Source organism: Flavobacterium pallidum, from assembly GCF_003097535.1.
GTDB classification, from domain to species: domain Bacteria; phylum Bacteroidota; class Bacteroidia; order Flavobacteriales; family Flavobacteriaceae; genus Flavobacterium; species Flavobacterium pallidum.
The window spans coordinates 786579-811171 of the sequence record NZ_CP029187.1 but is presented as its reverse complement, the minus strand read 5'-3'; the positions used below and the strand labels follow the sequence as shown (position 1 = coordinate 811171).

Genomic DNA, 24593 nt, shown 5'->3' with positions numbered 1-24593 from the left:
TATGAACATCATTGCGCTTTTTGAAAAACTACAGCTTGACAAGACTTCCGTCGCCTCCCTTTCTGCGGAAGCGGTAAACCACATTGAAGAAAGGATTGTGCGCGAAACAATGATGGGAGCAGTAATCGATTCCGGAACAGCAGGAGATCTTTTGGATGCATTGCGCAATTATCCGTCTGAATTTGCTTTTATAGTGGGCCAAAGGACTTTTTACAATTTTCTGGCAGATACGAATCATTCGCGAAATGTCTTTAAATTTCAGGTGTTGGAAGTGGCCCCGGAACGTATCAGGGATTTTTTTGAGCGATTTCTCTCTGAAGCCCTGCTACGGATTGCCGAAAGGGATTTGGCTGAAAATAATTTCTTTAACCTGATGGGGGTTTGTTCCCGCAAAGCATATATTCCTGAAAAAGTGTGGCACCTGATTCATGAGACATTGCTTCGAAAACTGGAAGCAGCTACAGCCGGAATGCAGCATGGCACGGTTTCCGGGAGTTTTGAAAATATCCTTACCAACCGCGAATTTTATGGGTTGCTGAATTGCTTCCATGATGCTGAAACGGATGCAAAAATCAAGATACTCATCAATGATGTTGCAAAGGCACATCACGCGGCAAAAGACAAGGCGCTTACCCGCGGCATTATGATGGCGATGTCCGAATATATCCCGATGGATGTTCAGATCGCCGATGTCATTAAACGCAATAAGGAAGTCATGACCAAAGTGTCGGTGGACACCCAAAGGTCTTCCGGTGCTTCGTTTCCCTGGTGGCGGTTGTTGCTTATTGCCATTGCGGTCATCAGGTTGTTGATCTGGATCATAAAACCTTCGCCCCCAGATACAGTTACTGTAGACGAGGCGCCACAATCATACCATTTCCAGCAAAAAGATTATAAAACCGCTGAAGTAGACCCGACGTATTTCTTCAATTACCTGACAAACTACAATAAAGCGGAAGTACAGATCGATTTTAAACCCATTGAGATTGATAATGAGGGGATTCCCTTCCATGGGATGTATGACGGCATGATTCCAAGTTCCGGCAAATCCCCGGCCGAACTGTCCAATAATACGGACTATGACCTGATATTGCTGGTTGAGAGCACTGATGGAGGGCATTCATCCATATATGTCAAGGCTGGGAAAAAGGCTGCGGTGAATGTAGGAGACCGTAATTTCAGGTTTTATTTCGGTAATAAATTAGGCTCATTCGGGGAAATGAACAGTACTTATCAAAGGCGAAATGCCGAAAATACGTATAAAGTGCAGGAATACCGCTTTTCAGTACTTCCGCAAAACTGCAGGTTCATGCTCGACCATCTGTTCCATTTTGAAAAAGATGTGAAGCTGAAGCAAATCGGGAAACAAATCACCATCGAATCTGATGGATTGCAATGCGTCACCGGAATACGGAAAGTAAGCGACGGGAAATTCGTTTTCGAAAAATAATCGAAGTTTAAAGAAAACCCAAACGCTGCCTCACGCGCGACAATACTTCGCGCGCAATAACCCTTGCTTTTTCGGCTCCAAGCTCCAGCAACTTGTCCACTTCTGCAAGATTGGCCATATAAAAATTATACCTGGTACGCTCTGTACGGAATTTTTCAACAATCAACTCAAACAAAGCCTGTTTGGCATGCCCGTAACCGAAATCGCGGTTAATATTCTTATAGTTTTCACGCATAGCGGCCACCTGGCTTTCATTCGCCAAAAGCTGATAGATCGCAAATATCTTGCAGGTATCAGGATTTTTCGGCTCTTCGAGAGGGGTGCTGTCGGTTTCGATGGACATGACCTGTTTGCGCAAAGCTTTGTCGTCAAGGAAGATATTGATGATGTTGTTCGCAGATTTGCTCATCTTGCCGCCATTTGTCCCCGGAACGAGTTTGGTCTCTTCGTGTGTAAAAGGCTCCGGAAGCACAAAAGTTTCGCCCATCTGATGGTTGAAACGCGAAGCCACGTCGCGCGTGATTTCGATATGCTGCAACTGGTCTTTCCCGACAGGCACAAATTCCGCGTCATATAAAAGAATGTCAGAAGCCATAAGCATCGGGTAGGTGAAAAGGCCTGCATTGACATCTTCAAGACGGTCAGACTTATCCTTAAAAGAATGCGCGAGTGTCAAACGCTGGAATGGAAAGAAACAGCTTAAATACCATGATAATTCTGTAGTTTCCACAACATCCGACTGGCGGTAAAAAGTCACACGATTGATGTCCAGCCCGCAGGCAAGCCAAACCGCAGCGGTGCTATAAGTATTTTGCTTCAGTGTGTCGCCGTTTTTGATCTGGGTCACCGAATGTAAATCTGCAATAAAAAGGAACGAAGTATTTTCAGGTTTCTGAGATAATTCGATTGCCGGGATAATCGCGCCCAATAAATTTCCAAGGTGCGGCGTGCCGGTGCTTTGTATACCGGTTAGTATTTTTGCCATTTCATAGGTATTTCCGCAAAGGTAAATGTTTTGGCAAAAAACGGAATCAAATTCTTACTTTTGATTTCATGAAATTACTGAAAACAGTTTTTTGGATTCTTTGGCGGATCTGGTTTTATATCCTGATGGCCATTCCGATTATCGTGATGTTTCCACTGCTTTTCATTTCGATATTGCGTGAGCAATGGTATCCGTATTTTTTTGTGATGGCAAGGATCTGGGCAAGGATTATCCTGCTTGGGATGGGTTTTTCACCTAAAGTGGAAATCGAACAACATCCTGAATCCGGCAAAAGCTATATGTTTGTCGCAAACCACACTTCGATGACCGATATCATGCTGATGCTGTCCGTTGTAAGCAATCCGTTTGTTTTTGTCGGGAAAAAGGAACTGGCGAAGATTCCGTTGTTTGGTTTTTTCTACAAAAGGACCTGTATTCTGGTCGATCGGAAAAGTTCCAAAAGTCGTATGGAAGTTTTCAACCGTGCCCAAAAAAGGCTCAGCCAGGGTCTCAGCATTTGTATTTTCCCCGAAGGTGGCGTTCCGGATGATGAGTCGGTGTTGCTCGATGAATTTAAGGATGGTGCTTTCCGACTGGCGATTGAGCATCAGATACCGATTGTCCCTATTACTTTTGCTGATAATAAGAAGCGCTTTTCGTACACTTTTATGAGCGGCAGTCCCGGAAGGATGCGTGCCAAAATCCATCATTTTATCCCAACCGAAGGCTTGTCGCTTGAGGATAAGAAAACGCTTCGTGATCAAACGCGCGAAGTGATTTACAGCCAATTGTTGCGTTTCAGCAAATAAAAAAGAGTCCGCCACCGCGAACTCCCTTTCATTTATTACTCCCGAAGTAATAAAAACCAAATAAACATAACAAAAAAATTAAAACCTAAATCTAAAATTTGAAGCTTACCCCGGAATACAATCCGATAAAGTAAGGCTTGAAGTTTCCGGAATCTTTACTGAAGGTATTGAGCTGGTATTTGAACATCGGCTCAAAATTAAATTCAAAAGCTTTCAGGAAACTGTATTTGAAACCTACCCCAATATTAGAGCTGAAGTGCACATCGTTCAGGTTATTGGCTTTGCCAAGATTGGCGTTCATTGTTTTTGAAGCCACACGTATTTTGTTCTCATCGAGGAATAGCGTACTCATCCCGCCAATCAGCGTCACGCCAAATTGATTGTCAACCAGTTTATACGACATCTCTACCGGCACTTCAATATAGCCCATACGCTGGCTGATCGAGCCGTAGTTCAAATCCTGGAGGCTGGTCTCAAAAGGCAGTAATCCGTCAAATTTTTCCTGGTTCATCACCTCGATAAAAGCGGCATCGCCTTGTTGCGAAACATTGCTGATGCTTTGCCCGTCGAGCCCCGCATAGAAAATAACGCCATTGGTATCATAACCCAGGGTCAGTTTGTTTACGCCGGTGCGCAGGCTTAATTTGTCATTGACGGCATAGTTGATGCCCACACCGAAACTCATGTTGTTTTCGTAGCTTTTGTCATTTCCTGAAAATTCTTCATCAAGCGGCGAACCGCCGGATGAACTAAAATAAATAGGGGCAACGCTTGAGCTGACCTGCCACCTATTTAATTTAGTTTCAGTAACCTTAACTTCTTTTTCATTTTGTTGTGCCAGCAATTTCTCCAGCTCATTAGGCTCGGCGTTAGCATTCGCAGGGTCTAATTTTTTATCTGCTTCAGGAAGCGCATCGGTTTTGGATTTATTGTCCGCAACGGCATTTCCGGAAGTATTGTTTAATGTATTTTGAATTGTGTTATTACCTTCAGGAGATTTTTCCTGTACCGTGTTTACGGCAGGTTTTCGCATGGCTTTATTGTCGGCAATGCCCTTTTTGTCCTCAAGCTTATCGCTTCCTGAATTGTTTTTAAGCGCATCATCAGCCTGATTTTTATTGCTGCGCAGGCGCCCATTTGTGGAAGCGATGTCCTGTTGTGAGCGCGTTGCATTATCCGTCTTTAAAGGGCTTGTTTTTTTACGTCCCGGTGATTTTGTTTTCATTGCCACAGCAGTTTCTGTTTTTTGAACTGTTTTTTGCTGCGCAGATGGAGATACAGTTGATGCTACACCAGTGTCAGTTTTTGGATTGACGGCTGTTTTCCGCAGGGCTTTTTTCGTTTTTGGCTTTGCAGTCGAAGAAGCAGCTGATGCCAGACCGGTTTCCGTTTTTGTACTGATCATTGTTTTGGGCGACGGTTTCTTTGTTTTTCCTTCCGCTTCCGCAGATGATGATGCGCTGTGGGCCACGGCTTGCCCCTTATTCGCGGCTGCAGAATTTGACTTCAGGGAATTGTCCCCATTAGCAACGGCATTATCAGGCGAATCCGTAAGATGGGCAGGCTTGACGATACTATTTTTTTCCTGTCCCGCCACGCCCTGGGATGAAGAAGGTGTATTTGCTTTTTGCTGATTTTCAGCATTGGTTACCACCTGGTTTTCAGCATTGGGATTGTCTGTAAAAAAGAGGGCATTGGTAATTAACAACCCGATTACCAATGCTGCAGCAACTCCTGAAAGGCGCCACCAAAAAGGAATCACTTTTCGTTCTTTTTTCTTTTGCTGTAGTGCCGCCTCAATATTTTTCCAGACGTGTTCACCCGGCGCCGCTTCGAAATCCTTGAATTTCTCCTGAAACAGCCTGTCTATGTTTTTTCTTTCACTCATTTTGCAGTGGGCATTTTCTTACCGTTATGAATGTCTATTTTTTCCTTCAGAATCATCCGGGCACGTGCCAGGTTAGATTTTGTCGTTCCTGTTGTAATGTCAAGCATTTCTGCTATTTCCTTGTGTGAATATCCGTCGAGTACATACAGGTTGAAAACCAGCCGGTACCGTTCGGGAAGTTCCTGGATGATCCCGATGAGGTAATCCAGTGAAACATTGTCGTCGTCAATTTCCACGGTTTCCTCTTCAGCGATGTTTTCATTGACGATTTCAAGAAAACGCACGCCGCGGAATTTCTGCAAGGCATTATTGATCATAATGCGCTTTGCCCAGCCTTCGAAAGAACCTTTGAAATTGAATTGCTCAATTTTGTTGAAAATAATCAGGAAACCATCCTGCAGATTGTCCTCAGCTTCTGCGTAATTGGCAGAATACTTCAGGCAGACTCCAAAAAACTTCGCCGAAAATAATTTATATATTTCCGCCTGGGCTCTGGCATCGTTCTTTTTGCAATCGGCAATGAGTTGTTCTAACCCCACAGGCTTCCCAATCTTAAAAAATTAATTAATAGGTTACAGGTATCGTTACTTCTTCAAATAAGTCGTTCCCGTTCTCGTCTTCCCCTTTATAGAACCTGAATGTATAATACTGATTCCCGGGAGTACAAAGGAAATCGAATGTGACTTCAATCGGGTCTTCCTCAAGCGCCTTGCAGTAATCCGCTTCCAAAACGGTTGTCTGCACCCCGAAGGTACGCGTCTGGCCGCTTTTCTCGTAATAAATTCCCTGATAGAAATGGCAATCGGATGGCCTTTTATACTTCACTTTGATCTGATAATTCTGGTTCATGTCGAAACTCGCAGGAACTGTAAAACTTTCTACAGGAAGCACTTCAAGGTGATAGGACGGCATATCATCATTCGGGCTGCAGGAATTTAAAACAAAAATCGCCAATAAAATTAAGGCTAATCTTTTCATTTTCAATTTATTAACAATATAAATTATTTCATTCTCATTTTCAAGATGTTTTTTATGCAGATAGGTTGCGTTTGTGTATAAAAAAACCCGAAAAAATTCGGGTCTTTTAAAAATTATGCGGTTTCCTTGATGTGGGCCTTGATTTTTTCTTCAAGTTCATCAGCCAGTTCGGGATTGTCCTTAATCATCGTTTTGACTGCATCGCGGCCTTGCCCTAAACGGGTTTCACCATAACTGAACCAAGATCCGGATTTCTTAACGATTTCAAATTCTACGGCCAAATCCAGGATCTCCCCTGTTTTTGAAACGCCTTCACCATACATGATGTCGAATTCGGCTGTCCTGAAAGGTGGTGCCACTTTGTTTTTTACCACTTTCACCTTAGTGCGGTTCCCGATTACATTTTCTCCATCCTTGATTTGTGAGGAACGGCGGATGTCGAGCCTTACCGAGGCATAAAATTTCAACGCGTTACCACCGGTGGTCGTTTCAGGATTCCCGAACATTACCCCGATTTTCTCGCGAAGCTGGTTGATAAAGAACACGGTGCAATTGGTCTTGCTGATCGTCCCCGTTAATTTTCGAAGCGCCTGCGACATTAACCTTGCATGGAGGCCCATTTTAGAGTCGCCCATTTCGCCCTCGATTTCGCTTTTTGGCGTTAATGCGGCCACCGAGTCGATTACGACAATATCAATCGCTCCGGAACGGATCAGGTTTTCGGCGATTTCCAGTGCCTGCTCACCGTTATCAGGCTGGGAAATGATCAGGTTTTCAATTTCAACCCCGAGTTTTTCAGCATAACTCCTGTCGAAAGCATGTTCCGCATCAATGAATGCTGCAATCCCGCCAGCTTTTTGTGCCTCAGCGATGGCGTGCAGCGTTAAAGTGGTTTTTCCCGAAGATTCCGGGCCGTATATTTCAATAATCCTTCCTTTTGGATATCCATTGACCCCTAAGGCAAGATCCAGTCCCAAAGACCCGGAAGAAATCGTTTCGACTTCTTCAACTGCTTTGTCTCCCATCTTCATTACGGTGCCTTTTCCGTAGGTTTTGTCAAGTTTGTCTAATGTAAGTTGTAAGGCTTTTAATTTTGATTCTTTCTCTGAACTCATCTTTTCTTTCATTTAAATTGGCGTTTATTTTTCGTAAAAATAAGGCTTTTTTTCAATGATAATTATAATGAAGGGACGTTTTTCTTAACCAATATATATTCCTTACTTTTGTAATAGAATTTTAACAAATGGAGAAAATTATATCCTATCCGATATCGGTTTTATATTATTTATGTTTTGGCCTGATCCTGGTCATTTTCCATCCGATACAGTGGATTTGCTTTAATGTTTTTGGCTATCAGGCGCATAAGAAAAGTGTCGATTACCTCAATTTCTTTTTGCTTAAAAGCACCATACTTTTAGGGACACGGGTAACTTTCCGCAATGTGGATTCCATTCCGAAAAACGTCCCGGTTATTTTCGTTGCCAACCACCAAAGCCTGTATGACATCATTTGCATTATATGGTATTTGAGGAAATTCCACCCAAAGTTCGTCAGCAAGGCCGAACTCGGAAAAGGCATCCCAAGCGTATCCTATAATTTGCGCCACGGCGGTTCCGTTTTAATCGACAGGAAAGACCCGAAACAGGCCATTCCGGTGATTAAAGGATTGTCTGAATACATTGAAAGGTTCCGACGCTCTGCCGTTATTTTCCCTGAAGGTACGCGCAGTAAAGATGGAAAACCGAAGGAATTTGCGCAAAGCGGGCTTAAGATTTTATGCAAATATTCGCCATCGGCTTACGTCGTACCCATCACCATAAACAATTCATGGAAAATTGTTAAATACGGATTTTTTCCATTAGGTTTGGGAAATCGCCTTACCTTTACCGTTCACGAGGCATTGCCGGTTAAGGATCTGCCGTTCGAAGAGATTATGCAACGAACAGAACAATCCATTGTTCAGGGAATTAAAAACTAAATCAGTTATGTCTTTACACAATATCAGGCTGGAAGTAATGCAGCTTCTCGAAAAGAAAGTTGACGATTACGTGAAGGAATACCTTATTCCGGTGGAAACCATCTGGCAACCGACCGATTTTTTACCTGATCCGTCAAACGAGAATTTTTTCGAGCAGGCCAAAGAGTTGCAGGAACTCGCAAAAGACCTGCCATATGATTTCTGGATCGTCCTCATCGGGGATACCATTACTGAAGAAGCGCTGCCTACATATGAATCCTGGCTCATGAGTGTGGAAGGCATAGACAACGTAGAGCGCAACGGCTGGGCTGCCTGGACACGCCACTGGACCGGCGAAGAAAACCGCCATGGCGATTTGCTCAACAAATACCTTTATCTTTCAGGGCGCGTCAATATGCGTGAGGTTGAAATGACTACGCAGCACCTTATCAACGATGGTTTTGATATCGGGACGGCGCGTGATCCGTATAAAAATTTCGTGTATACCAGTTTCCAGGAGTTGGCCACTTATATTTCGCACAACCGCGTCTCACAATTGGCTAAGAAATATGGCGAGAAACGGCTTTCAAAAATGTGCAAGATGATTGCCGGCGATGAAATGCGCCACCACAATGCTTACAGTGAATTCGTGCACCAGATTTTTAAGGTAGACCCGAGTCAGATGATGATTGCATTCCACGATATGATGAAATACAAAATTATCATGCCTGCCGGGTTTTTAAGGGAATCGGGACAGAAGATCGCTTCCGCATTTGATCATTTTTCAGATTCAGCACAACGGATTGGCGTTTACACTTCTGCAGATTATATTGACATCCTGCAAAAGCTTATCAACCGTTGGGAAATCGAAAACATGAACGGACTTACAGATGAAGCTGAAAAAGCCCGTGACTACCTGATGAAACTTCCGTCAAGGATGATGAAAATTTCGGAAAGGCTGGTTATTCCCGCAGAGTCGCATATTTTTAAATGGGTTGAACCAGCGAGAATTTAATTAAGAATAAGATTAGGAATTAAATGTTGGATTAGGAGTCACCTCCGGTTCAGCATTTTTTTATTACATAAGATGGAAAAACAAACACTGATTGATACTACGATTGCTTTTGTAAAAGACAAGCTCAAAGATGCTGAAGGCGGCCACGACTGGTTTCATATCGAGCGTGTTTACAAAAACAGCCTGTTGATTGCGAAAGATGAAAACTGCGATTTGCTTGTTGTGGAATTGGGCGCTTTGCTGCACGACATTGCGGACAGCAAGTTCCACGGCGGAGACGAAAATATTGGTCCTGAAACCGCGCGAAAATTTCTTTTATCACACCATGTTGAGGGAGGGATTATTAGCCACGTCATCAAAATCATTGAAAATATTTCGTTTAAAGGCGGTAATTTTGAAAAGAAGTTCGATTCCATTGAATTACAGATTGTGCAGGATGCAGATCGTCTGGATGCGTTGGGAGCTATCGGCATTGCGCGGACTTTCAATTACGGAGGGTTTAAAAAAAGGCCGCTGTATGATCCGGAAATTTTACCGAATCTGACCATGTCAAAAGAGGAATACAAGAATTCGGTTTCGCCTACGCTGAACCATTTCTACGAAAAATTACTGTTGTTGAAAGACAGGATGAATACTGAAACCGGAAAGCGCATTGCCGCACAACGACACGAATTTATGGAGGATTTCCTTTCGCAATTCTACGCGGAATGTAACGGGGAAAAATAAATGATTGGTTAAAAATAATTATGGTCAAATTTAACAAATGGTACACTTTTTCCGTAATACCATGTCGCTGAAAAATTGTATTTTACCTTCAGGGTAGGGGCTAATGCATCCCTAACGAATCATTAGATTTCTTCATTACGTAAAATCCACATCATTTGTTAAAGTTTTCTGGCTGTGTCATTTGCCAGATCTTTCACAGTCATACGGAATACATCAAATAAAAAAACCGCCCTATTTGCACAGGGCGGTTTCATCAACATCATTATAAACTATTCTATTTCCGAAACACGGAGCGTATTTACCATGCCCTTATCGGTAACCGGCATGGCGGCCAGGTTGATCAGGAAATCCCCTTTGTCCACAAAACCGCTTTCGCGGACCATCGCGTTGATGTCGGTTACGGTGTCGTCTGTGCTGACGAATTTATCATAATAAAAAGATTTTACACCCCAAAGCAAATTCAGTTGCGTAAGGATTCTTTTGTTTGAGGTAAAAACCAGAATATGTGCCTGCGGCCTCCATGCTGAAATCTGGAAAGCAGTGTATCCACTATTGGTCAATGTACAGATGGCCTTGGCGCGAATCACGTTGGCCATCATCGCGGCGTGGTGGCAGATGGATTTTGTAATGAAACGCTTGGTCCTGATTTGCGGCGTATTTTGCGGCACCTGGATCAATGGTGAATCTTCCACTGCCTCGATAATCTGCGTCATTTTTTCAATAACCTGTACCGGATAATTCCCTACGGATGTCTCGCCGGAAAGCATCACGGCATCAGCACCATCCATAACCGAATTGGCTACATCATTCACTTCGGCGCGGGTAGGCGTAAGGCTCGTGATCATCGTTTCCATCATCTGCGTGGCGATGATGACGGGAATCCTTGCCGTTTTGGCCCGATTGACAAGTTTTTTCTGGATTAAAGGCACTTCATGTGCCGGAACTTCAACGCCCAAATCACCGCGTGCTACCATCAGTCCGTCACAAAAAGCAACTATTTTATCAATGTTTTCGACGGCTTCCGGTTTCTCGATTTTGGCAATAATCGGGATTTTATGCTCGGAATGTTTTGCAATCAGATCTTGTAATTCCTCAAGGTCTTTAGGTGTCCTTACAAACGAAAGTGCAATCCAGTCCACTTTTTGCTCAATGGCGAAAATGGCATCCTTTATATCTTTTTTGGTTAAAGCAGGAAGGGAAACTTTAGTATTTGGCAGGTTAACCCCTTTTTTGGACTTCAAAGGACCGCCTTGTACTACTTTACAGATGACTTCGGTTGAGCCATTGGTTTCTACCGCTTCAAATATCAATTTTCCGTCATCAAGCAGGATGCGTTCTCCGGGATTGACATCGCGCGGGAATTCCTTATAGTTCATATACACGCGCTGTGCTGTTCCGGGAACATCTTCTGCAGTTTGGAAAGTGATCAGATCACCGTTCTTTACGACAACATCTTCGGTCATCACCCCAACACGCAGTTTGGGACCCTGAAGGTCGCCAAGAATAGCGGTGGTGTATCCATATTCTTCATTAAGTTCGCGGATGGTGTCAATTTTTTCTTTAACATCACTGTAGTCGGCATGTGAAAAATTCACCCTGAATACATTCACTCCTGCATCAATCATATTCTTGAGCACTTCTTTTGTGCTGCAGGCAGGACCCAGTGTGGCCACAATTTTTGTCTTTTTGTTGGTTGGCATTTTTGTCAGAAAATTAAATTATTTTTAGATTTTATGGTGTTTGCGCCAATGGCATAAACAGCCGATATCTGTGATATCGTATTGATTTTTGAAGTAATGCTCTCGATGTTTTCAGCAACATTTTCAATCTTAAGGAAGTAATCGACTTTCTTGAATTCGGGCAAAAGATATACTTTGGTGGCGACAGTCTGATTTGAAAACAAATCGGTTGTTGTGGCCCTGGAAACATCAATCTCGTTTTTATTTTGGATCAGGTTCCATGATATTTCCGCATCGTTGTTTTCAAAAGTATATCTGGAAAAACTGGTTTCGCCCTGTTTTACCTGGATTTGGATTTCATCTTTGTTTTTGCTTAAGCGTACGGGCAATTTCTGATTGATAAAATAAGCCAGCCTGTAATCTTCAAGTGAAGTGTGAATTGCAACGAGGGTGTAGTCGTTTTCGTCGAATTCATCAATATGCAATTTATGAATAGCCATTTTTTAATTCAGAAATTAGCCGTAAAGATAGTACATATAGGACACAAAAAAACAGTAAACCAACCAGTTAACGTTTATTTATCAACGAAAACGATATAGTTTTAAGGGATTGTTTTTATTTTGTGTTAATTTTTTCCTGAAATGCAAAATAGGCCCTCTGTGACGCTTTTTCTTCCGCTTTTTTCTTGGATACGGCACGCGCTTTTGCCACTACTTTCCCGTCAATGCTGAGTTTTACGCCAAAAAGCCGTTCTCCGCCAATGCCGTTATCTTCATAGACATCATAGTGGAACGTTTTCTTTTCCTTCTGGCACCATTCAATCAACAGGCTTTTATAACTGATGACTTTGCCTTCCAGTTTTGGGATGTCTACGTAAGGCATAATCACGCGGGTATTGATGAATTTTTCACAGGCGGCATACCCGGCATCAAGATAGATGGCGCCAATCAGTGCCTCAAATATGTTGCCATGGATGTTATCCCCAAAATGCTGGGCAGGGACTTTACTTTCAACAAAACTGATTAAATTCAGGTCGCGTCCCAGTTCATTGAGGTGTTCACGGCTGACGATTTTAGAACGCATTTTGGTCAGGTAACCTTCATCTCCGGATGGAACCTGATTAAAAAGATGGGCAGCAATGACTGAACTCAGCATGGCATCACCTAAAAATTCCAGCCTCTCATAGCTTATCGGATTCCCTTTCGCATCGGTTTTATTTGACGAGCGATGTGTAAAGGCCATAATATAACTATCAATATTTAACGGTTTGAAACCAATGATTTTTTCAATTTCACCAAAAAAAATCCCGCCTTCTACAGGACGGGATCTGGAAAATATTTTTTTAAGAATTCGCATTCAAAATTATGATTCTAATTTTTTGAAAAGTACGCAGGCGTTGTGTCCGCCAAAGCCGAAAGTGTTGCTCATGGCCACTTTGATTTCCCTTTTCTGCGCTTTGTTCAGGGTCAGGTTCAGCGAAGGATCGATACTTTCATCAACAACGGTATGATTGATGGTAGGAGGAACAATACCATGCTCCATGGCAAGGATAGAAGCAATAGCTTCAATCGCCCCGGCTGCACCTAAAAGGTGACCCGTCATCGATTTGGTCGAATTGATATTCAGTGTTTTGGCATGGTCACCAAATACGGCACTGATAGCTTTCAGTTCAGCCACATCGCCCAAAGGAGTTGAAGTACCATGGGTGTTGATATGGTCTACCTGCTCAGGAGTCATTCCGGCATCCCTCAAGGTGTTTTTCATTACTGCAATCACCCCGATGCCATCCGGATGCGGCGCGGTCAAATGGTATGCATCAGAGGACATCCCGCCACCGCCCACTTCACAATAGATTTTTGCACCACGGGCTTTGGCATGCTCATATTCTTCCAGGACCAAGGCTCCGGCACCTTCGCCTAAAACGAATCCGTCGCGTGTCGCATCGAAAGGCCTGGAGGCGGTTTCAGGAGATTCATTTCTTGTGGAAAGCGCATGCATCGAGTTGAATCCACCCATACCTGCAATGGTAACAGCAGCTTCAGATCCGCCGGAAATGATGACATCACACATACCCAAACGGATGTAATTGAACGCGTCGATCAGGGCATTTGCAGAAGAGGCACAGGCAGAAACCGTCGTGTAATTCGGGCCCATATAACCATTGCGCATCGAAATGTGTGCAGGCGCAATATCGGCAATCATTTTCGGAATGAAGAAAGGGTTGAATTTTGGTGTACCATCGCCTTTGGCATAATACATCACTTCTTCCTGAAAAGTTTCCAGCCCACCGATTCCGGCACCCCAGATCACGCCAACACGGTATTTGTCGACGTTGTCTGCGGAAAGCCCGGCATCTTTTATGGCTTCATCGCTGGCCGCAATCGCATACTGGGCAAATTTGTCCAGACGGCGCGATTCCTTGCGGTCCATATAATCTTCAATATTGAAATTCTTTACTTCACAGGCGAATTTCGTTTTGTGTTTTTCCGTATCATAATAAGTGATAGGAGCGGCACCGCTGACGCCATTGATCAGGGAATTCCAATATTCCTCAATCGAATTACCAATTGGTGTGAGCGCGCCCAAACCTGTTACTACAACCCGTTTTAATTCCATAACCTGATTCGTTTACAGTTTGCTTTAAACTAAAAATACCTATGTAGATCTATGGGAACATAAAATGACATAGGTATTATATATGATGAATGATTGAAATCAATCAAAATGACTTTAAAATAATAACACCCGAAGTTTAAAATTCTAATAATCAAATCCCAATTTTATGGCATTTAACTACTGTTGCTTTTAAAAATCGGGTGTAATGTGTATTATTTCTTTGCTTCCTCGATGTAAGAGATTGCCTGTCCTACAGTAGCAATGTTTTCAGCCTGATCGTCCGGGATCTGGATGTCGAATTCTTTTTCAAACTCCATGATAAGCTCAACAGTGTCTAATGAATCAGCTCCTAAATCGTTGGTGAAGCTTGCTTCTGTTACAACTTCGTTTTCGTCAACGCCTAATTTATCTACGATAATCGCTTTAACTCTTGATGCAATGTCTGACATAATCTTAAATTTTAATTTTTAAATTGTTGGCAAAAATAAAAAACTTTATTTTAAAACCGCATTTTAGTTAATAAATATGAATACTAAGGTAGAAAAAAAATTTAACAATCAGCAACAAGTCCTCTTTAAAACCATTTATTATTCTTTTTTTTGCATAACCATTTTTTTTTCATCCAAATGCACCAAATCATTGTCTTTGCCTCGGGTTCCGGAACCAATGCTGAAAACCTGATTAAGCATTTCAGCAGCAATCCCTTAGCTAAAGTAGCGGCGGTATTTTGCAATAGACCAGATGCGGGTGTCATTCCGAAAGCCGAAGCTCTGGAGGTTCCGGTTTTTGTGTTTTCAAAAGCAATGCTGCAAGACGGAACTGTTTTCGACGAAGTCAAAAAGTACCATCCGGATTTGATCGTACTGGCCGGTTTTTTACTCAAATTTCCAGACGAGATCATCAGGAATTATCCTGATAAAATCATCAACATCCATCCGGCATTGCTCCCGAAATATGGAGGAAAAGGCATGTACGGCATGCATGTACACCGCGCAGTATATGATAATAAGGAAACCGAAACGGGCATTTCCGTACATTATGTCAACGAACATTATGATGAAGGCGGCCTGATTTTCCAGCAAAAAGTAATTGTTGGCGATTGCGCTTCCGCAGATGAGATTGCCGCAAGAATCCACGAACTCGAACAGGAATACTTCCCAAAGGTTATTGAACAAGTCTTAAATCTTAAATCTTAAATTCCAATTGTCCCACCAAGTACACATCTACACCGACGGCGCTGCCAAAGGAAATCCCGGAAATGGCGGCTATGGTGTCGTCATGGAACTCGTCGGGACAGGCTACCGCAAAGAATTTTATGAAGGTTTCCGCCTGACAACCAACAACCGCATGGAGCTTTTGGCGGTGATTGTGGGATTGGAAAAACTTAAAAATCCTGGTATGACCGTGCTTGTGGTTTCAGATTCCAAATATGTGATTGATTCCGTGGTAAAAAAATGGGTTTTCGGTTGGGAAAAAAAAGGTTTTGCCGGAAAGAAAAACCCGGATCTGTGGCAACGCTTCCTTAAAATTTACCGCCAGCACAAAGTCGATTTCAAATGGATTAAAGGCCATAATAACCATCCGCAGAATGAGCGCTGTGATGCACTGGCCGTCATGGCATCGATGCAGCCCAAGCTGTCAGTGGATACGTTTTATGAAAATGAAGGAGGGAAGATTGATTTTTAGACATGCCTGCGGATTTAGGCATGCTGCGCTTTTAGATTCCCAGACTTCTTAGACTGAATGTATTTTTATAATCTTGTCTAAGAAGTCCGGGAAGTCCTATTTCCTAACGATCTTCCTTGTAACTATACCTTTTTCAGATTTAATTTTCAGGAAATAAATCCCGCTTGTCACGGCTGTCAAATCGATTTGTGCCAATAGCGTCGGCGTGCTGAAACGCAAATCCTGAAGCATTCTTCCATTAATGTCGATTAAAGAAATGCTCTCAATCGCCGTGTTTGCGTTGATGTTCAGCAGGCTGCTTGCCGGATTTGGGTATACATTAAATTGCGCAGCGTCGGTTTCCGCTACCGACAGTTGCGATACAAATTGCGTGGCAGCGGTATTTGTTGTAATTGGAGGATTAAAATCAAAATAAATATCGGCTGCATTATTTACCACATCTCCCACATTCACGTTATTCAATGGCTTGATCTTATAGGCGATGAAACCATGTGATCCGGGTTCGTTTGCCGTGCTGTCCGGAAGGTGGATGTTATCGAAAATAAACGCCACCTCATTGCCATCTTTGATCTCCACCCTGCCGTTATGGCTTAAGCTTTCAAGCTGCATGGTCTTCCAGTCCAGTTTGCTGTCCAGCGTATTTTCCACCTTTACGTTTATGGCGCTTGCAGTGCCCGTATTCTGGAAACGGATGATATAATGGAGGTATTTACCGGCATCTTCCATAAGTACCTGGTTTCCTTCAAGGCAGGTCATGTCGTTGGGATCATAAGAACCGATGACGGTCTGGTTTAAAGTGAAATGGTTGTCGGCTTCAGTCTGATCTCCCGTAAGCGGATTTATGGTTGCGATAAAGGCAATATCATCGCCGAGATTGGTTACAGGCGGCGCGAAAGCACTGAATGCGACATCGATGGTCCTTGTTTCAAACGGATTTAAACCAGTAAAGTCAAAAGTCAGCGTATTTGCCGTCTGTGCAGAAAGTGTTTCGCTGGCATAGTTAAAACCGAGTTTGGTACCGTCAAATTCGAAATTGATGCTGCCGCTTGCAATCGCCGTACCCATATTCCTGTAAACGATGCGGTAGTAAGTGTAAAATCCGGCCCTTAAGTCATTACGCGGATACACGGCAACATTTAAATCTGTTACAGTGCTCGTCGGGGCTACGCAGAAATCGGCAGTATAATTATTGTTGACTCCTGTAAAACTGAACGTATGTACAGCCGGAGTTGTATTGAAATACCCCGGAAGCATGGATGTCATTTTCGTCGTGAAGTTTCCGACCGGCGTTGCCATTTGATACGAGCCGTCGTGATCAGTAAAAGTGGCAAAAGTGTGCGTCGCGTTTTGGGAAATGACCATCATGTTGCTGCCTTTTGGATCGGCTGTCGAACAACCATTGGCATCGGCATCGATGAGAACCTTTCCCTGAATGGTGTTGGAACTGTCTCCTAAATTCTCGAAAACCGAAGCTTTAATGTTCGTACTTCCGTTGTCGAATATGGCCAAAACATCCATATCGCCATCGTTGTCGATGTCCGCCGCCTTCACGTCATTGCATATGGTATAATTAACAAGTTCATGAATCATCTGTCTCGCTGCGAACGTACCGTTCCCATTGTTTTTATACAAGGCAAGCTGCCCGGAGGTTTGTTGATGCCCTGCAGCCGTCAATACGTCCATGTCTCCGTCATTGTCGATATCAGCGGCAAATATGGCATGGCCATGGATGTCCAGTGTTGAAACATTGTGCTCGGCGGTAAAATTCCCCAGCCCGTTGCCGTTTTCATACCAAATAACAGCATCGAAAGACCCGCCCCCCATGGCACTTACGCCAACGATATCCTTGTCTCCATCGCCATCCATATCGGCCGGATAAACGGCCCACAGACGACTGAAAACAGACGAATACTGTGACGTAAAATTTCCTGATCCATTGGTGTTTTTGAAATACCAGGTGTCGGTATTGTAAGACGACGCAATCATATCCATGTCATTGTCACCATCCATGTCCGCTATTTCAATCGACGTCAATGAACCGTTGTTGCCATTGGTATCCATCACGATGATTTCAGACCCGAAATTTCCGGAGCCGGAGTTTTTATACCATGAAATCTTATTTGCATTGTAAACCCCGCATATTATATCGATCTTGCCATCTCCGTCAAGATCGCCGGCGCGAATCAGATTCACGTATGCAGGAAGGTTATCAATGGTGTGCTCTGCAGCGAAATTGCCATGCCCGTCGATATTTTCATACCAGACAAGTAACGGTTGTTTGAAAATCACGACATCAAGATCGCCATCGCCGTCAACATCTGCGGGATAGGAAGTCGGCGGGACATTGCCTACATCGACACTTTCGGTAATGATGTGTTCCCTGCCGTAAAACCCGATGCCGTTCACATTTTCGAGCCAGGTTACTTTAGCATCATCCTGTGAGGTGACTAAAACATCAATGTCGTCATCCCCGTCAAAATCGGCTGTGTAAACATTGTCCGGAGAATCAATCCTGCGGGCAATGACAATCTGTGGGCCAAAATTTCCAGTTCCGTCAAGATTTTTGTACCAGGCCACCTTATCATCTTCTGTCGAAGCGGAAATGATATCTTTTTTCCCATCGCCATCCAAATCGGCATAAATGACATCTTTAACGCCGAACACTTTGTTCGTGATCATTTGCGGTGTGCCGAAAGTGGTGGCATTGTTTGTGGCAGCAATCCATCCTATTTCATTCGTGCCGGTGTATACAATATCGGCGTTGCTGTCATTATCGATATCGGTTACCAAAAGCGCATTGCTGCCGACAGCATCGGAAGTGATGATAATTTCGTCGCTGAATGCACCCAAGCCATCCGTATTTTCGTACCATGCGACCTGATTGTCGTTTTCAGAAGCCGATAGGATATCCATGTCGCCATCGTTATCGATATCCGAAGTGACAATTGAGGTTACTCCGCCGGCCGTTGTCGTAATGGTTACAAGAGCACTAAAACCGGCATTGCCATTGTTTTTAATCCATGAAATTTTATTGGCGTTTTTATGCCCGATGATAATATCCTGGTCATTATCCCCGTCAAGATCGTCAGTGTGAAGAATTGAGCCTGAGCCCAGCGCATTATTATTGCTGATAACCTGCTGATTTGCAAAATTCCCCAGGCCGTTATTTTCAAACCAGGCCAGCGTATACACAGTCGGGCCGGAACTATTGGTAGAATGCAGTCCTAAAATGTCCATATCACCATCACCATCAATATCAACCGGAATCGCATTCAATTCGTAATACGAAGTTCCTAATGTAAAGACCTGCGACACTTCAAAATGACCTGAACCGTCAGTATTTTTATATATGGTAAACTTGTTGCCCATGGCACCTAGTATGTCAAGGTCGCCGTCACTATCAAAATCTATAAGGTGCAATTCCGTTCCAACCGGTCCTGTGGTAGTTCCTGCAACAGTGTTTTTTTGACCGAAATTCCCAAATCCGTCAACATTTTCATACCAGGTTAATCCGCGTCCGTACACAACGATATCCAGGTCATTGTCGCCGTCAACGTCTCCGGCTTTCGCCAAATAAGGGCTTGGTGTAGTGTAAGCCTCACCGGTCACAATATTTTCCTGAAATCCTGTCTGTGCAGACAACGCGTAGCCAGCAAATAAAAAAATAAGAAGTAATCTTGTTTTCATAAGGGATTGTTTTTTTGGGAATTACTGGGCCAAATGTATAAAAATTCCCATATCAACCGTTATTCGGCGTTAAATATCTGAAGGCAATATTTTTTCAGTATCGCTAAATTTGGTTTTGATTCCTTAAACCATTTTAAACCTGAAACTAAAAATGTATCTTTGCGCCTTATTTTCAAATCATATAAAATGAATAAACTGCTCATCGTAGGAACAGTAGCTTTTGATGCCATTGAAACCCCATTCGGGAAAACAGATAAAATCCTGGGCGGCGCCGGAACTTTCATCGGACTTTCCGCATCTTATTTTAACCTGCAATCTGCTATCGTTTCGGTGGTAGGCGATGATTTTCCACAGGAATACCTTGATTTGCTGACGGCAAGGAACATCGATATTTCCGGGCTTGAAATCGTTAAAGGCGGCAAAACATTTTTCTGGAGCGGGCGTTACCATAACGATTTGAATTCGCGCGACACTTTGGCTACAGAATTGAATACACTGGCCGATTTCAATCCTGTAGTACCACAAAATTTCAAAAATGCCGATGTCGTCATGCTCGGCAACCTGCACCCATTGGTACAAAGCAGTGTTTTGGACCAGATGGAGCAAAAGCCGAAATTGGTTGTACTCGACACCATGAATTTCTGGATGGACTGCGCATTGCCTGAATTGCTCGACGTGATGAAACGCATCGATGTCATCACGATCAATGATGAAGAGGCAAGACAACTTTCAGGAGAATATTCACTGGTAAAGGCGGCTGCCAAAATCCATACCATGGGCCCGAAATATGTCGTCATCAAAAAAGGCGAACACGGCGCACTTTTATTCCATAATAAAGACGTATTCTTCGCACCGGCATTGCCACTCGAAGAAGTTTTCGACCCCACGGGCGCCGGGGATACTTTCGCAGGTGGTTTCGCAGGATTTATTACGCAAAGTGAAAACGTGTCTTTCGAGAATATGAAAAAGGCCATCATCCACGGCTCTAACCTCGCCTCTTTCTGCGTAGAGAAATTCGGGACCGAAAGGATGCAGCAGCTTCAAAAAGGAGAAGTGCTCCAAAGGCTGCAACAGTTTAAAGCGCTGACACAGTTCGAAATAGAAATAGAATAGATAAGATATGCCTCGAAATTCCGGGGCATTTTTGTTTTATCCAAAGTCGAAAGACAGGATGTAAAAAAGAATAAAATAAACAAAACTAACTACTAAGTTGCAGGTTGAAATTCAAATGCCCAAGGGCTTTCGACTTTCGACTTTCGACTTTCAACTAAAAAAACAATGAGCGACAAACTCAACCACGAATGCGGCATTGCATTCTTAAGATTAAAAAAACCACTCGCCTTTTATAAGGAAAAGTATGGGACGGCTTTTTACGGCATACAAAAAATGTACCTGCTCATGGAAAAGCAGCACAACCGTGGGCAGGATGGTGCCGGATTCGCCTCGATAAAATTCGATATGGAGCCTGGTGAACGATACATCAGCCGGGTACGTTCCAATGACGCGCAGCCGATCCAGGATATTTTCGCCCAGATCAACGGACGGATCAACGACGAAATGACTGCACATCCCGAATACGCCGAAGATGTCGATTTGCAGAAAAAGCATATTCCTTATATAGGCGAAGTTTTCCTGGGACACGTGCGTTACGGGACTTTCGGCAAGAACAGTATTGAAAGTGTGCATCCGTTCCTGCGTCAAAACAACTGGATGCACCGTAACCTGATCGTTGCCGGGAATTTCAATATGACCAATGTCACGCAGCTTTTCAATAGCCTTGTAGAATTGGGGCAGCACCCGAAGGAAATGGCCGATACTGTAACGGTGATGGAAAAAATCGGGCATTTCCTTGATGATGAGGTGACCGATTTATATCTGGAATGCAGGAATGACGGGCTTTCAAAAAGAGAAGCGTCACCAATCATCGCAGAAAAACTCGACATCCGAAAAATTCTGAAGCGCGCTTCCAAAGGCTGGGATGGCGGTTACGCAATGGCGGGTCTTTTCGGGCATGGCGATGCGTTCGTGTTCCGTGATCCGGCTGGAATCCGTCCTGCTTATTTTTATGAAGATGATGAAATTGTCGTGGTAGCTTCCGAAAGGCCTGTAATCCAGACGGTTTTCAACGTGGATTTTGATAAAGTCCAGGAACTGCAACCCGGGAAAGCCCTGATCATCAAGAAAAACGGCAAAGTTACAGAAGAGGAAATCATTGAGCCGGTCACCAAAAAAGCCTGTTCGTTCGAGCGCATTTATTTCTCCCGTGGCAGCGATGCAGAGATTTACCAGGAGCGCAAAGATTTAGGAAAGCTGATCTTGCCCGCGGTCCTCAAAGCCATTGATGAAGATACCGACAATACTGTTTTTTCCTATATCCCAAATACGGCAGAAACATCGTTCTACGGCATGGTCGAAGCGGCGCAGGATTTCCTGAACCAACGCAAGAATAAATACATCCTCGACAACCGCAAAACCTTGACCAAGGAAAAGCTCGAAGAAATCCTTTCGGTTAAGATACGTACTGAAAAGATTGCGATCAAGGATGCCAAACTCCGCACTTTTATTACTGAAGACAGCAGCCGTGATGATTTGGTGGCCCATGTTTACGACATCACTTACGGCGTCATCAAACAGACCGATAATCTCGTGATCATCGATGACAGTATCGTTCGCGGAACTACTTTGAAAATGAGCATCATCAAAATGCTGGACCGTTTAAAACCCAAACGCATCGTAATTGTGTCGTCCGCGCCGCAAATCCGCTACCCGGATTGTTACGGGATCGATATGGCGAAACTGGAAGGCCTGGTTGCTTTCCGCGCTACGCTGGAGCTTTTAAAAGAAAGGAATCTGTATCATATCGTGGATGAAGTCTATGTCAAATGCAAAGCACAGGAACACAAGCCGGATGCTGAAATTGTAAATTACGTCAATGAGATTTATGCGCCATTCCACCCACAGGAAGTGTCGGATAAAATTGCGGAGATGCTGAGTTCGGAAACGATTAAAGCCGAAGTAAAAATCATTTTCCAGACCGTAGAAAATCTTCACAAGGCCTGCCCGAAAAACCTGGGAGACTGGTATTTTACAGGCGATTATCCCACGCCCGGAGGGAATCGTGTCGTCAGCAAGGCGTTTATGAATTTCTATGAAGGCAAGGATGCAAGGGCTTATTAATCAGTAAAAAAGGCATTACAACGTTTTTTTAAGCGTTTCGTCTAAAATATTTGTCTGCCGGAGATAACCAATATACTTTTGGTGGACCATGGAATTAGTAGGTTAAGTTTATGGTAGATTTGGGGCAAAAAGGGTGAAAGTAATTTCACCTTTTTTATTTTCATAAAGTCAAAAGAAGAAGGATTATCTGGGTATAAAAAAAATACCGCCTTATTAGGCGGTATTTTATTTTCATCAGTTTCGGTAATTTTAAAAATGCCTCATGTCTTTTGACTTTCGACTAAGAAAGTTGGTAATCTGCGAAGGCATCGCGAATCTCGTCGAACACTTTCATCAAATCATCCGCGCCGTCAGTAGTGACCAGTTTTTGGCGGTATTCCTTGAATCCGTGTATATTCTTGAAGTAATTTGTGTAGTGTCGGCGGGTTTCTACAATACCAAGCCGTTCGCCTTTCCATTCCATCGCCCATTTAAGGTGGTTTGAAGCGGCTTCAATTCTTTCAGGCATGCCTGGTTTTGGCAAATGCTCGCCGGTTTTGAAGTAATGTTTGATTTCGTCAAAAATCCACGGATAACCAATAGCGGCGCGCCCGATCATCATGCCGTCAAGTCCGAAACGGTTTTTGTATTCCAATGCTTTTTCCGGGGAGTCAATATCGCCATTGCCGAAAATCGGCATCGTAATCCTTGGATTGTTTTTGATGCGCTGTATGTGCGTCCAATCGGAATGGCCTTTGTACATCTGGGCACGCGTACGCGCATGAACTGTGAGTGCCTGTACACCAACATCCTGCAGCCTTTCTGCTACTTCGTCGATGTTGATGGAATCCTCATCCCAGCCCAATCGTGTTTTTACAGTGACTGGTAAACTGGTACTGCTGATGACGGCTTTTGTCAGGCGGATCATCAAATCCACATCTTTTAAGACTCCGGCACCGGCACCTTTGCACACGACTTTCTTGACCGGGCAACCGAAATTGATGTCTATAAGATCAGGATTTACAGCCTCGACTATTTTAGCCGACAAAGCCATCGCTTCCTCATCACCACCGAAAATCTGTATGCCTACAGGCCTTTCATAATCAAAAATGTCGAGCTTCATCCGACTTTTAATCGCGTCACGGATCAGTCCTTCAGATGAAATAAATTCCGAATACATCAAATCGGCACCATGCATCTTGCACAGCCTGCGGAAAGGCGGATCGCTCACGTCTTCCATTGGGGCAAGCAGCAGCGGGAAATCAGGTAATTCTATGTTGCCGATTTTGACCATAAGATAATTTGGCGCAAAATTAGCGTTTTTTTCGGCAAGCCGCAAATGGTGTTTTCTGCAGGCACTTACGGATATGAAATAAAAAAACCACCTTTGAGAAGATGGTTTTTCAGTAGCCTCGCCAAGAATCGAACTTGGATCTAAAGTTTAGGAAACTTCTATTCTATCCGTTGAACTACGAGGCCATTATTTTACAGGCGCGAAAATAGTGATTTTTTATACAAAAATAAAATTCAGCGGCAGATAATAATGTTTTGCGAAAACTATTTACTGCTGTTCTTCAAAGAAGGAAGGTAAACTAAACCAAATCTAAAAATGCTGGCGGGATCCGATCTTAATCCAAATGAACTTCGCGATCCATTCTCCGTCGATTTTGGGAAGGCATAAAATGGATGGGTGATTGCGCCAGGGATGTAAGCGGCATCCTTTTATAACCTGAAAGGTTATGAAAGATATAGCGGACAGCCCGGCCCGCAGGGGGTGCCCGAATAAAATTTGTTTTGTGTTACGCAACCTTTGGCAAGCTGCCGGCTCTTAACAATGTAAACACAACAGATCGCATTGCAACAAGCATCAGGGCTTGTGCTACCCAGCTCCGCAAAGTTACCCGGCTTTGCGGTTTTTTTTTGGAAACCCCAAAAACGGACCATCAAGGATAAAATATAAA

21 protein-coding genes and 1 tRNA gene are annotated in these 24593 nt (G+C 43.5%); 9 read left to right on the top strand and 13 right to left on the bottom strand.

Going from position 1 to position 24593, the window contains the following annotated elements; genetic code table 11:
* Position 1 precedes the first annotated feature (1 nt).
* Entirely contained in the window at positions 2–1450 is a 1449-nt protein-coding gene (locus HYN49_RS03265; RefSeq protein WP_108902784.1) for a hypothetical protein, read from the top strand.
* A gap of 7 nt (positions 1451–1457) precedes the next feature.
* Here HYN49_RS03265 and trpS read toward each other — a convergent pair whose 3' ends face one another.
* Positions 1458–2435: a tryptophan--tRNA ligase gene (gene trpS / locus HYN49_RS03260; protein ID WP_108902783.1), complete on the bottom strand. Its 978-nt coding sequence runs from the start codon at positions 2433–2435 to the stop codon at positions 1458–1460.
* A 68-nt stretch (positions 2436–2503) separates the two neighbouring features.
* On the opposite strand from trpS, the gene HYN49_RS03255 reads away from it, so the two are divergent.
* Positions 2504–3244, top strand: coding sequence for a lysophospholipid acyltransferase family protein (locus HYN49_RS03255; RefSeq protein ID WP_108904934.1), 741 nt, complete (start codon positions 2504–2506; stop codon positions 3242–3244).
* A 91-nt stretch (positions 3245–3335) separates the two neighbouring features.
* Here the strand turns inward: HYN49_RS03255 and HYN49_RS03250 are convergent, their stop codons facing one another.
* The 4 genes from HYN49_RS03250 to recA all read right to left on the bottom strand — a co-directional run bounded on the left by HYN49_RS03250 (position 3336) and on the right by recA (position 7225).
* On the bottom strand, positions 3336–5132 hold the full coding sequence (locus HYN49_RS03250; protein WP_108902782.1) for an outer membrane beta-barrel protein: 1797 nt from the start codon (positions 5130–5132) through the stop codon (positions 3336–3338).
* Positions 5129–5671: an RNA polymerase sigma factor gene (locus tag HYN49_RS03245; protein ID WP_108902781.1), complete on the bottom strand. Its 543-nt coding sequence runs from the start codon at positions 5669–5671 to the stop codon at positions 5129–5131. The genes HYN49_RS03250 and HYN49_RS03245 overlap by 4 nt, the downstream gene beginning before the upstream one ends.
* Positions 5672–5696: 25 nt before the next feature.
* Positions 5697–6110 carry a hypothetical protein gene (locus HYN49_RS03240; protein WP_108902780.1) on the bottom strand — a complete coding sequence of 138 codons (414 nt, stop codon included), beginning with the start codon at positions 6108–6110 and terminating at the stop codon, positions 5697–5699.
* 113 nt (positions 6111–6223) lie between these two features.
* Positions 6224–7225: a recombinase RecA gene (gene recA / locus HYN49_RS03235; RefSeq protein ID WP_108904933.1), complete on the bottom strand. Its 1002-nt coding sequence runs from the start codon at positions 7223–7225 to the stop codon at positions 6224–6226.
* 128 nt (positions 7226–7353) lie between these two features.
* Between recA and HYN49_RS03230 the strand changes: the two genes are divergently transcribed.
* The 3 genes from HYN49_RS03230 (at position 7354) to HYN49_RS03220 (ending at position 9808) form a co-directional block, all read left to right on the top strand.
* Positions 7354–8088 (top strand): lysophospholipid acyltransferase family protein, encoded by a 735-nt coding sequence (locus HYN49_RS03230; RefSeq protein ID WP_108902779.1) that lies wholly within the window; start codon positions 7354–7356, stop codon positions 8086–8088.
* A 7-nt stretch (positions 8089–8095) separates the two neighbouring features.
* On the top strand, positions 8096–9082 hold the full coding sequence (locus HYN49_RS03225; RefSeq protein WP_108902778.1) for an acyl-ACP desaturase: 987 nt from the start codon (positions 8096–8098) through the stop codon (positions 9080–9082).
* A 72-nt stretch (positions 9083–9154) separates the two neighbouring features.
* A complete protein-coding gene (locus tag HYN49_RS03220) occupies positions 9155–9808 on the top strand; it encodes an HD domain-containing protein (RefSeq protein WP_108902777.1) in 654 nt (217 codons plus the stop codon).
* Positions 9809–10077: 269 nt separating this feature from the next.
* Here the strand turns inward: HYN49_RS03220 and pyk are convergent, their stop codons facing one another.
* The 5 genes from pyk to HYN49_RS03195 form a co-directional block, all read right to left on the bottom strand.
* Positions 10078–11508: a pyruvate kinase gene (gene pyk / locus HYN49_RS03215; protein WP_108902776.1), complete on the bottom strand. Its 1431-nt coding sequence runs from the start codon at positions 11506–11508 to the stop codon at positions 10078–10080.
* A gap of 5 nt (positions 11509–11513) precedes the next feature.
* On the bottom strand, positions 11514–11987 hold the full coding sequence (locus tag HYN49_RS03210) for an IPExxxVDY family protein (RefSeq protein WP_108902775.1): 474 nt from the start codon (positions 11985–11987) through the stop codon (positions 11514–11516).
* A 115-nt stretch (positions 11988–12102) separates the two neighbouring features.
* The gene (rnc, locus tag HYN49_RS03205; RefSeq protein WP_108902774.1) at positions 12103–12843 is read right to left on the bottom strand and encodes a ribonuclease III; all 741 of its coding nucleotides are present in this window, start codon (positions 12841–12843) and stop codon (positions 12103–12105) included.
* Positions 12844–12849: 6 nt separating this feature from the next.
* Complete coding sequence (fabF, locus tag HYN49_RS03200) at positions 12850–14103, bottom strand: beta-ketoacyl-ACP synthase II (protein ID WP_108902773.1); 1254 nt, start codon at positions 14101–14103, stop codon at positions 12850–12852.
* A 212-nt stretch (positions 14104–14315) separates the two neighbouring features.
* Positions 14316–14552, bottom strand: coding sequence for an acyl carrier protein (locus HYN49_RS03195; RefSeq protein ID WP_007137004.1), 237 nt, complete (start codon positions 14550–14552; stop codon positions 14316–14318).
* A gap of 177 nt (positions 14553–14729) precedes the next feature.
* Here HYN49_RS03195 and purN point away from each other — a divergent pair, with 177 nt between their 5' ends.
* A complete protein-coding gene (gene purN, locus HYN49_RS03190; RefSeq protein WP_108902772.1) occupies positions 14730–15299 on the top strand; it encodes a phosphoribosylglycinamide formyltransferase in 570 nt (189 codons plus the stop codon).
* Between the two features lie 7 nt (positions 15300–15306).
* The gene (gene rnhA, locus HYN49_RS03185) at positions 15307–15789 is read left to right on the top strand and encodes a ribonuclease HI (RefSeq protein ID WP_108902771.1); all 483 of its coding nucleotides are present in this window, start codon (positions 15307–15309) and stop codon (positions 15787–15789) included.
* 96 nt (positions 15790–15885) lie between these two features.
* Here rnhA and HYN49_RS03180 read toward each other — a convergent pair whose 3' ends face one another.
* On the bottom strand, positions 15886–19476 hold the full coding sequence (locus tag HYN49_RS03180) for a T9SS type A sorting domain-containing protein (protein WP_108902770.1): 3591 nt from the start codon (positions 19474–19476) through the stop codon (positions 15886–15888).
* A gap of 186 nt (positions 19477–19662) precedes the next feature.
* On the opposite strand from HYN49_RS03180, the gene HYN49_RS03175 reads away from it, so the two are divergent.
* Both HYN49_RS03175 and HYN49_RS03170 read left to right on the top strand, forming a co-directional pair.
* Complete coding sequence (locus HYN49_RS03175; RefSeq protein WP_108902769.1) at positions 19663–20589, top strand: PfkB family carbohydrate kinase; 927 nt, start codon at positions 19663–19665, stop codon at positions 20587–20589.
* A 165-nt stretch (positions 20590–20754) separates the two neighbouring features.
* On the top strand, positions 20755–22653 hold the full coding sequence (locus HYN49_RS03170; protein ID WP_108902768.1) for an amidophosphoribosyltransferase: 1899 nt from the start codon (positions 20755–20757) through the stop codon (positions 22651–22653).
* A gap of 280 nt (positions 22654–22933) precedes the next feature.
* Here HYN49_RS03170 and dusB read toward each other — a convergent pair whose 3' ends face one another.
* Positions 22934–23926 (bottom strand): tRNA dihydrouridine synthase DusB, encoded by a 993-nt coding sequence (dusB, locus tag HYN49_RS03165; protein WP_108904932.1) that lies wholly within the window; start codon positions 23924–23926, stop codon positions 22934–22936.
* Positions 23927–24039: 113 nt separating this feature from the next.
* Positions 24040–24111, bottom strand: a tRNA-Arg gene (locus tag HYN49_RS03160).
* Positions 24112–24593 lie beyond the last annotated feature (482 nt).